Source organism: Vibrio fujianensis (genome assembly GCF_002749895.1).
In the GTDB taxonomy this organism is placed as follows: Bacteria; Pseudomonadota; Gammaproteobacteria; order Enterobacterales; family Vibrionaceae; genus Vibrio; species Vibrio fujianensis.
This window is the reverse complement of record NZ_NBUS01000031.1, coordinates 24,108-32,563: the sequence shown is the minus strand read 5'-3', so window position 1 is coordinate 32,563 and position 8,456 is coordinate 24,108. Positions and strand designations below refer to the sequence as shown.

Below are 8,456 nucleotides of genomic sequence, written 5' to 3'. Positions count from 1 at the left end.
ACCGACCACTCACCCACTTAGAGACTTGCGAACTGGCAGGCATAATCCAAGTCACAGGGCCAGGCCAAGTCGATTTCACCGTCAATAGCTGTTGATGCGTGAGTTGGTTTTCATCAATATATGGCAGAAGTTGCTCATAGGTCGCGGCAATTAAAATTAAGCCTTTATCGATCGAACGCTGCTTTAATTGTAATAGTTTCTCGATCGCTTGTGGGTTATCGGGATCACAACCGACTCCAAACACGCCTTCCGTTGGGTAAGCAATAACGTCACCTGAGTGTAAGGCATGTAAAATCTGTTCAAAATTATCCAACGTCTATTCCTAAAAGTTTTGGGTATCTATCAGCGTCTAAGTTTACAAATTATTAAACCAAAGCGCTAAAGCAAATTAGTCATAAATAATGTCGATCCATCTCACTCGCAACGCAAACGTTTGCTTGCAAAAAAAACACCTCGTATAATGTGTTCTTGTTTACTCACCTAATTACCACGCTTAAAGGAATTTAAGATGAAAGTCGGCATTATCATGGGTTCAAAATCAGACTGGCCAACCATGCAACTGGCAGCAGAAATGCTTGATCAGTTTGGCATTTCTTATGAAACAAAAGTAGTCTCAGCCCATAGAACACCTCATTTGCTAGCAGATTATGCCTCCAGCGCTAAAGAGCGTGGGCTCAAGGTGATTATCGCTGGTGCAGGAGGGGCCGCTCACTTACCAGGGATGACGGCAGCCTTTACCGCGCTTCCGGTTTTGGGTGTGCCGATTCAATCACGTGCACTTTCAGGGTTAGATTCGCTCTATTCCATTGTCCAAATGCCTAAGGGAGTTGCAGTCGGCACACTGGCGATTGGTGACGCTGGAGCAGCCAATGCAGGCCTATTAGCAGCACAAATTATCGCCACTCACGATAATAGTGTGATGGAAAAGGTCGAAGCCTTCCGTGCAGCACAAACCCAGTCAATACTCGCTAATCCAAATCCAGCTGAGGAATAACTCATGCACGTATTGGTATTAGGCTCTGGGCAGTTAGCTCGAATGATGTCTCTTGCTGGAGCCCCACTGAATATTTCGCTTTCCGCTTTTGATGTTAACAATAACCATATTGTCCATCCATTAACTCAAACAATCACTGGCTACGGTTTATTACCAGCAATTGAACACGCAGATGTTATCACCGCTGAGTTTGAACATATCCCTCATGATGTACTGGCCATTTGTGAGCAAAGTGGTAAATTTTTACCCACCATTGAAGCGATTAAAGCGGGAGGCGATCGCCGCCTAGAGAAAGCCTTACTCGATCAATCTGGTGTACGAAACGCGCCCTATGCGATCATCGAGCACCGCCAAGATTTCGATGCTGCCATTAAACAAATTGGGTTACCAATGGTATTGAAAAGTGCCTTAGGTGGCTACGATGGTAAAGGCCAATGGCGTTTGAAAACTAGTGACGAGATCGAGCGTGTTTGGGCTGAAGTGGCGGAATGTTTAGCCTGCTCCGAACACCAAGCCGTTGTCGCCGAACAGTTTATTCCTTTTGATCGTGAAGTCTCTTTAGTTGGCGTTCGCGGACGAGATGGCGATATTGCGGTTTATCCTCTGGCTGAAAATATCCATGTCGACGGCGTGTTGAGCCTCTCCACCGCAATTAATGCCCCTCAATTACAAGCACAAGCCAAAGCAATGTTCCAAGCGGTTGCAGAAAACCTTGGCTATATCGGTGTGTTGGCCTTAGAGTTTTTTGATGTACAAGGCACATTACTGGTCAACGAAATTGCTCCCCGAGTGCATAACTCAGGCCATTGGACTCAGCAAGGTGCCGAAGTCTGTCAGTTTGAGAATCACTTGCGGGCGGTCTGTGGCTTACCCTTGGGGAGCACCAAACTGATTCGAGAAACCGCGATGATTAATATTTTGGGTGAAGATAGCCTACCGAATGAATTAATGGCGATAGAAGGCTGCCACATTCATTGGTATGGCAAAGAAAAGCGCGCTGGAAGAAAAATGGGGCATATCAATGTCAGCGCAGATTATACCGGTGAGCTAGATAGAAAGTTAACACAATTGACGGCGATACTCGATCCGGTTTGTTTCCCTGCACTACAGAAACGAACCGCCTCTCTGTAGCAGTATCACATTTACGACAACAGGCTAACGACACTTATTACGTCGTTAGCCATTTTGTATATGAGCGCACTTCTTATTTGCGCACTGGTATTTAACGCCATTTGCCAACTTTTTTTCCATTAATAATGGAAAACCACACCGCTCACAGACTCCATCAATCGGTGGTTGGTTGATCGCGTACTTACATTTAGGGAACGCATCACAAGCATAGAAGGTTTTACCAAAGCGAGATTTCCGCTCAACTAAATGCCCCTTATCACATTCCGGACAAGTGACTAACGGCTCTGATTTCTGACTCGGTTCATCGCTATCTAATGGCTCGATATGGTGACAGTCTGGGTAATGATTACAACCAATAAACATACCAAATCGCCCCTGCCTAAGCACCAGCTCATGCCCGCATTCAGGGCAAGGAACCCCTAACTCTTTAATAATATGACCATCATTTTGATGAAGGGGTTTTAAATAATCGCATTGTGGGTAATGACTGCAACCTAAAAAGGGGCCATGCTTAGCGCGGCGAAGCTGTAACGCTCCACCGCACAACGGACAAGGCTCATGACTTAACGCCTGCTCATGGGCAGAAAATAAGTTAGGATCAATTTTGTTGCTCATGTCAATTAATGCAAAATACCTTGTTCTTTACTATACAAAAGCTCTTCCATCAGCGTGTAAGCATTCTCATTACCTGGTACATTAAACAACACCATCAGAATAATCCATTTTAGATCATCTAATTCAAACTCATTGGTTTCCAACCCCATGACCCGATCAATCACCATTTCACGAGTTTCAGATGTTAGCACTTGAATTTGTTCAAGAAAAAGTAAAAAGCCACGGGCTTCCAAATCAAGCCGTTCCATCTCTTGAGCCGTGTAGACTCGCATAGATGTGGCGGCACAGGTCGCCATGGCGGAATGTGCATCAGTTTGCTGCAATGCAGCCAGCTCTTCTAGCCAATGGAGGGCTTTATAAATCTCTTTCTGGTGAAATCCTGCTCGAAGTAATTCATCTTCAAGCTCGTCTTGATCCACTTGCAATTCAGCATCGCTATGGATATACGTCTCAAACAGATACATCAAAATATCCATCATAGCTTGCCTCTCCCCTTACGAATATAGCCACCGGAAACTGCAACAACTTGCCCTAAAAGTTCAAGCTCTAAAAGCTGCATCATGACTTCTTGAACAGGAATATGGGTTCGCTGAGCAAGAATATCAACTGGTGTCGCTTCTATTCCTACGTTAGCTAACAGCTCGGGAAATGGCAATTCTTCTTGGCCATTTGATGAAGAAAAAAGGTCGCCTTGAGGAAAAATAGGCGATTTCTGTGCCCAGTGAGTAAATGTGGTTATTTCAGCTAGGATATCGTCCACCGATTGAACAAGACAAGCCCCTTGTTGAATCAGACGATTGCTCCCCTGAGAATTAGCGATATGTATCGGCCCTGGCACAACAAAAACTTCTCGCCCCTGCTCCAGCGCATAGCGAGCGGTAATTAAAGAACCACTTTTTTCAGCCGCTTCCACAACCAAAACACCGAGCGCTAAGCCACTAATGATACGATTACGTCGTGGAAAATGCTCTGCTCTGGGTTTAGTGCCGGGACGAAACTCGGACACTAATGCACCACTGGCCTTTATGCGTTCAGCTAAAGAGCGATGCCTAGCTGGATAGATGCATTCAAGCCCTGACCCTAAAACCGCAATAGTCGTTCCTGAGGCTTGCAGGGCTCCATCATGAGCATAACCATCAATACCCAAGGCTAACCCACTAGTGATCGCTAAATCATGCGCAACCAATTGTGCAGCAAAACGTTGTGCAATATTTCGGCTATCAATGGTGGCGTTACGGCTACCAACTATCGCAATTTGTGGTTGAGCGAGCATTGAGCATTGTCCCTCCACAAACAAAACTTTTGGTGGAGAAGCAACCTCTCGTAGTAACGGAGGATAATTCTGATCATCATATAAGGTGATAATATGTCGCTCTGGATCTTTTACCTGCCACTCTAAACAAGCATCCACTTCTCGCTGAGCATGATGAATCAAGTACTCCACTTGCTCTGGTTTTAGTCCTAAAGCCAACCATTGTTGAGATGAATAACCTAGCATATTAGCCAGAGCATCTAAGCTCAACAGCCGAGCCATCATTTTCTGTGTGAGCTTAGGTGTAAAACTTAAGGCAAGCCATGCACAGAGATCTTGCTGTTGCATCAATGTCGTCAAATTAAGCTACTGCGTGGCAGCCATTGATGAAGAGGGCTCGGCATCACTCATCGGTGGTAAAGCCAATACGGATTGGTCAATCGGTTCTTCACTATTGGTCACCAAAGCTAAACTAAATGCATCGTAAGGACGAATCACCATTAATGCACCAACTTTGCGTTGTGGAAGATTAATCTGCTCTCCTCGATTCGACTTGTAGCTATATCCTTCTTTATCTTGATAAACCGTTGCGCCCACTTGATAAAGTTCAAACATACTGCCTTGAACCAATCCATCCCCCTTACCATGATCAATCACAACGACCTGATTTTTTGCTGCATACTGGCTTCCTTCCAGCGTTCCTAAAATGGTCGCTTGAATTCCCTGTGGTGCTGGGCGCGGAAAAAAGGAGGTGGATAAATTAAGTTGATTTAACCCAACTTCAGTTAAAGCAAGATCATTAACCATAATTTCTTGCGCGACCTGATGAACAGCAAGCGCTGTTAATTTTTCTTCACTTGCCACTCGTTCAGCGGTGGCGAGCAAACGTAGCGCGACCATTTTTTTATCACCACGAACAAACTCGGTCATTGGACGATAAATTCCCCATTGGGCATGACTAGACTCACCGGAGATGTACACCGTATCTTGCTTTGTCAAATATTGACGACCATCATTAGATCCTAATACTCGTGCACTTTGTACAATTTCCGCTTCGTCGATTAAACGATCCGATAATAAATAAGGCAGCAGTAACCCTTCTTCTACCGTCGGTAACGACTGCTTTTCCATTAAACGGACTTGCGGGCTTAGTTTAACCATGGGCTTCAAACTTAACACAGGCTGCCCATCACGCCAGAGCAGTGTTAATTTATCTCCCGGATAAATAAGGTGGGGATTATCTATCTCTGGATTGACTTGCCAAAGCCTTGGCCATAACCAAGGACTATCTAAATATAATGCCGATATATCCCATAAGGTATCACCTTTCTCCACTGTATATGTTTTTGGTGCATCGGCTTTCACCGCCAAAGCCGTCGGCTCATTAGCTAAGACGGAAAAATGAGAGAAGAGCGCGATAAACAACATACTGAAGATAAATACTTTCAGACGATAATAACGAATAAATACACTCATGACCTTGCTTCCTTGGCCGGTAAATAACAGAAGGTTTACTATAAATTGTGTTCGATGCTGTCATTTAGGCCATAAAATGTCTAGAATTGAGCCAACAAGCGTTAAGCTGTTTCGGCACAGTTCAATATTTCGAGTGTATATGTCTGTATTACAAGTATTAACATTTCCAGATGATCGTCTTCGCACCGTTGCTAAGCCGGTCGAAAAAGTCACGCCTGAAATCCAAAAAATCGTTGATGACATGTTAGACACCATGTATGACGAAGAGGGCATTGGTTTAGCCGCCACACAAGTGGACATTCATCAACGTATTGTGGTGATTGATATTTCAGAAAATCGTAATCAACCTATGGTACTGATCAATCCACAAATTCTAGAAAAACGTGGAGAGGATGGCATCGAAGAAGGCTGCTTATCCGTGCCTGGTGCACGAGCTTTAGTGCCTCGTGCTGCTGAGGTGACGGTCAAAGCCCTTAATCGCGATGGTCAAGAGTACACCTTTGAGGCTGATGATTTGCTGGCAATTTGTGTACAACATGAACTTGACCACTTAGAAGGTAAACTCTTCGTGGATTATTTATCGCCACTAAAGCGAAAACGTATCAAAGAGAAGTTGGAAAAAATTAAACGTTTCAACGAGAAAAATAAATAAATCGCATAGAATAGAATAGAGAGGTTACCTTGAGCCAATCATTACGTATTGTCTTTGCAGGTACTCCGGATTTCGCCGCCCGTCACTTGGCGGCGTTATTGTCTTCGGAGCACGAAGTAATTGCCGTCTACACAAAACCTGATCGCCCTGCCGGACGCGGGAAAAAGCTCACCGCCAGCCCAGTGAAACAGATGGCGCTTGAGCACACCATTCCTGTGTACCAGCCTGAGAATTTCAAAAGCGATCAAGCCAAACAAACCTTAGCCGATCTTAATGCTGATGTGATGGTGGTGGTGGCTTACGGTTTGTTATTACCGAAAGCGGTACTCGATATCCCTAAATGGGGTTGTATTAATGTCCATGGCTCAATTTTACCTCGCTGGCGAGGTGCCGCACCAATTGAGCGCTCGATTTGGGCCGGTGACAGTGAAACGGGCGTCACCATTATGCAGATGGACGTGGGTCTTGATACCGGTGATATGCTGAGTATTGTTCGCTTGCCAATAGAAGCCAGCGACACCAGTGCCTCAATGTATGACAAATTGGCGGAGCTTGGCCCACAGGCCTTGGTGGCTTGCCTTGATAAGTTAGCTTTAGGCCAACTTAGCCCAGAAAAGCAAGATGATGCTTTGGCAAATTACGCCCAGAAGCTGAGTAAAGAAGAAGCGAAAATCGATTGGACACAAGAGGCGGCCTTTATTGAACGCTGCGTGCGAGCCTTTAACCCTTGGCCGATCAGCCATTTTGATGTCGCTGATAACACGGTTAAAGTGTGGCAAAGCCGTGTCGATGAGCGCGAGTCTACTCATCCGCCCGGTACGATTATTCAAGCGGATAAATCGGGTATTTATGTGGCGACCGGTCGTGGTGTGTTAGTGCTAGAGCAGATCCAACTACCCGGTAAAAAAGCCATGCCCGTGCAAGATATTCTTAATGCTCGTGCTAGTTGGTTTGCGGTCGGTACGCAACTTAGTTAAATATTAACACCTTGACGAGGGCAGAGATGCCCTCACTACTTTTGTTTTCAATTCGGTATTACTCATGAATGTTCGCGCAGCGGCAGCTAATGTGTTGTTTCAAGTGGTTGATAAAGGCCACTCTCTTTCGCACGCTCTTCCAGCGGCACAAAAAACCATTCGTCCCAGAGACTATGCACTTTTACAAGAAATTTGCTATGGCGCATTACGCTATTTACCACGCTTAGAATCGATCGCCAATGAGCTGATGGATAACCCATTAAAAGGTAAAAAACGGGTGTTTCACCACCTCATTTTGGTGGGTATTTACCAACTCAGTTTTATGCGCATTCCTTCGCATGCAGCGGTGGCAGAAACAGTGGAAGGCACCAAAACCTTGCGAGGCCCAAACTTAAGTGGCCTGATTAACGCTGTACTGCGCAACTATTTGCGAGATCAGGAAGCGTTAGATGTCATTGCCGTTAGTCATCACGCGGGTAAATATGGTCACCCAAGTTGGTTGCTCAAGCGATTACAAGAAGCCTACCCACAGCAATGGGAACAGATTATTGAAGCCAATAATCATAAAGCTCCCATGTGGCTACGAGTTAACCGTCAATATCACACCAGAGATGAATACCTTACACTGCTAAACAATGAAAACATTCAATGCAGCGCACACCCACAAGCTGCTGATGCTATAAAATTAGCCTCTCCTTGCGATGTCAGCTTATTGCCCGGCTTTGATAAAGGGTGGGTATCAGTGCAAGATGCCGCCGCGCAACTGGCGGTTGACTACTTACAGCCTCAAGACGGTGAATTGATCTTAGATTGCTGCGCGGCACCAGGAGGCAAAACCGCACACATTTTAGAACATACTCAAGAGACTGAAGTGGTGGCAATCGATAACGATCCTAAGCGTCTTGAACGAGTTTATGACAATCTAGAGCGGCTACAATTGCGTGCCGATGTTATTTGTGGTGACGCTCGCTATCCCGAAGAATGGTGGCAAGGAGAGCAGTTTGATCGTATTTTGCTCGATGCTCCTTGCTCAGCAACGGGGGTCATTCGTCGTCATCCTGATATTAAATGGCTACGTCGTGATAACGATATTGAGGCATTGGCTCAATTACAAAGCGAAATACTAGACGCCATGTGGAAACAATTAAAAGTCGGAGGCACTATGGTTTACGCCACCTGCTCGATTGCGCCACAAGAAAACAGCGAGCAGATTAAAGCGTTTTTAGCGCGAACTAGTCATGCTCTCTTAGTGGGTTCTGACATCAACCAGCCAGGACGACAAATATTACCTGGCGAAGAAGATATGGACGGTTTTTACTATGCCGTTCTCCATAAGCAAGCATGATAGGGTTAACATGA

General features: G+C 45.3%; 10 protein-coding genes. 5 read left to right on the top strand and 5 right to left on the bottom strand.

The window, feature by feature from the left end; genetic code table 11:
- Window positions 1–313 (bottom strand): Sua5/YciO/YrdC/YwlC family protein (locus B7C60_RS17420; protein ID WP_245868356.1); only part of this gene is annotated, 313 nt, incomplete at its 3' end.
- 195 nt (window positions 314–508) lie between these two features.
- On the opposite strand from B7C60_RS17420, the gene purE reads away from it, so the two are divergent.
- Together purE and B7C60_RS01295 are read left to right on the top strand one after the other, a co-directional pair.
- Window positions 509–994, top strand: coding sequence for a 5-(carboxyamino)imidazole ribonucleotide mutase (gene purE, locus B7C60_RS01300; protein ID WP_099610099.1), 486 nt, complete (start codon window positions 509–511; stop codon window positions 992–994).
- A 3-nt stretch (window positions 995–997) separates the two neighbouring features.
- Window positions 998–2,125, top strand: coding sequence for a 5-(carboxyamino)imidazole ribonucleotide synthase (locus tag B7C60_RS01295; protein WP_099610098.1), 1,128 nt, complete (start codon window positions 998–1,000; stop codon window positions 2,123–2,125).
- Between the two features lie 45 nt (window positions 2,126–2,170).
- Here the strand turns inward: B7C60_RS01295 and B7C60_RS01290 are convergent, their stop codons facing one another.
- The 4 genes from B7C60_RS01290 to B7C60_RS01275 are packed head-to-tail and all read right to left on the bottom strand — an operon-like array spanning window position 2,171 to window position 5,420.
- Window positions 2,171–2,740, bottom strand: a complete 570-nt coding sequence (locus B7C60_RS01290; protein ID WP_099610097.1) for a DNA topoisomerase family protein — start codon at window positions 2,738–2,740, stop codon at window positions 2,171–2,173.
- Window positions 2,741–2,745: 5 nt separating this feature from the next.
- Entirely contained in the window at window positions 2,746–3,219 is a 474-nt protein-coding gene (locus B7C60_RS01285; protein WP_099610096.1) for a DUF494 family protein, read from the bottom strand.
- Window positions 3,216–4,340 carry a DNA-processing protein DprA gene (gene dprA, locus B7C60_RS01280; RefSeq protein ID WP_099610095.1) on the bottom strand — a complete coding sequence of 375 codons (1,125 nt, stop codon included), beginning with the start codon at window positions 4,338–4,340 and terminating at the stop codon, window positions 3,216–3,218. Before dprA ends, B7C60_RS01285 begins: the two co-directional genes overlap by 4 nt.
- 18 nt (window positions 4,341–4,358) lie before the next feature.
- Window positions 4,359–5,420: a LysM peptidoglycan-binding domain-containing protein gene (locus B7C60_RS01275; protein WP_245868359.1), complete on the bottom strand. Its 1,062-nt coding sequence runs from the start codon at window positions 5,418–5,420 to the stop codon at window positions 4,359–4,361.
- A 187-nt stretch (window positions 5,421–5,607) separates the two neighbouring features.
- Here B7C60_RS01275 and def point away from each other — a divergent pair, with 187 nt between their 5' ends.
- From def to rsmB, 3 genes are all read left to right on the top strand, one after another.
- Window positions 5,608–6,120, top strand: a complete 513-nt coding sequence (gene def / locus B7C60_RS01270; protein ID WP_212752310.1) for a peptide deformylase — start codon at window positions 5,608–5,610, stop codon at window positions 6,118–6,120.
- 29 nt (window positions 6,121–6,149) lie between these two features.
- Window positions 6,150–7,097 (top strand): methionyl-tRNA formyltransferase, encoded by a 948-nt coding sequence (gene fmt, locus B7C60_RS01265; protein ID WP_099610092.1) that lies wholly within the window; start codon window positions 6,150–6,152, stop codon window positions 7,095–7,097.
- Window positions 7,098–7,161: 64 nt separating this feature from the next.
- A complete protein-coding gene (rsmB, locus tag B7C60_RS01260) occupies window positions 7,162–8,442 on the top strand; it encodes a 16S rRNA (cytosine(967)-C(5))-methyltransferase RsmB (RefSeq protein WP_099610091.1) in 1,281 nt (426 codons plus the stop codon).
- The last annotated feature ends 14 nt before the right edge of the window (window positions 8,443–8,456 follow it).

Bases quoted from the DNA above. Each gene is read 5' to 3' on its own strand.
- purE (WP_099610099.1), top strand. From the start codon at position 509: ATGAAAGTCGGCATTATCATGGGTTCAAAATCAGACTGGCCAACCATG.
- B7C60_RS01295 (WP_099610098.1), top strand. From the start codon at position 998: ATGCACGTATTGGTATTAGGCTCTGGGCAGTTAGCTCGAATGATGTCT.
- B7C60_RS01290 (WP_099610097.1), bottom strand. From the start codon at position 2,740: ATGAGCAACAAAATTGATCCTAACTTATTTTCTGCCCATGAGCAGGCG.
- B7C60_RS01285 (WP_099610096.1), bottom strand. From the start codon at position 3,219: ATGATGGATATTTTGATGTATCTGTTTGAGACGTATATCCATAGCGAT.
- dprA (WP_099610095.1), bottom strand. From the start codon at position 4,340: ATGCAACAGCAAGATCTCTGTGCATGGCTTGCCTTAAGTTTTACACCT.
- B7C60_RS01275 (WP_245868359.1), bottom strand. From the start codon at position 5,420: ATGTTGTTTATCGCGCTCTTCTCTCATTTTTCCGTCTTAGCTAATGAG.
- def (WP_212752310.1), top strand. From the start codon at position 5,608: ATGTCTGTATTACAAGTATTAACATTTCCAGATGATCGTCTTCGCACC.
- rsmB (WP_099610091.1), top strand. From the start codon at position 7,162: ATGAATGTTCGCGCAGCGGCAGCTAATGTGTTGTTTCAAGTGGTTGAT.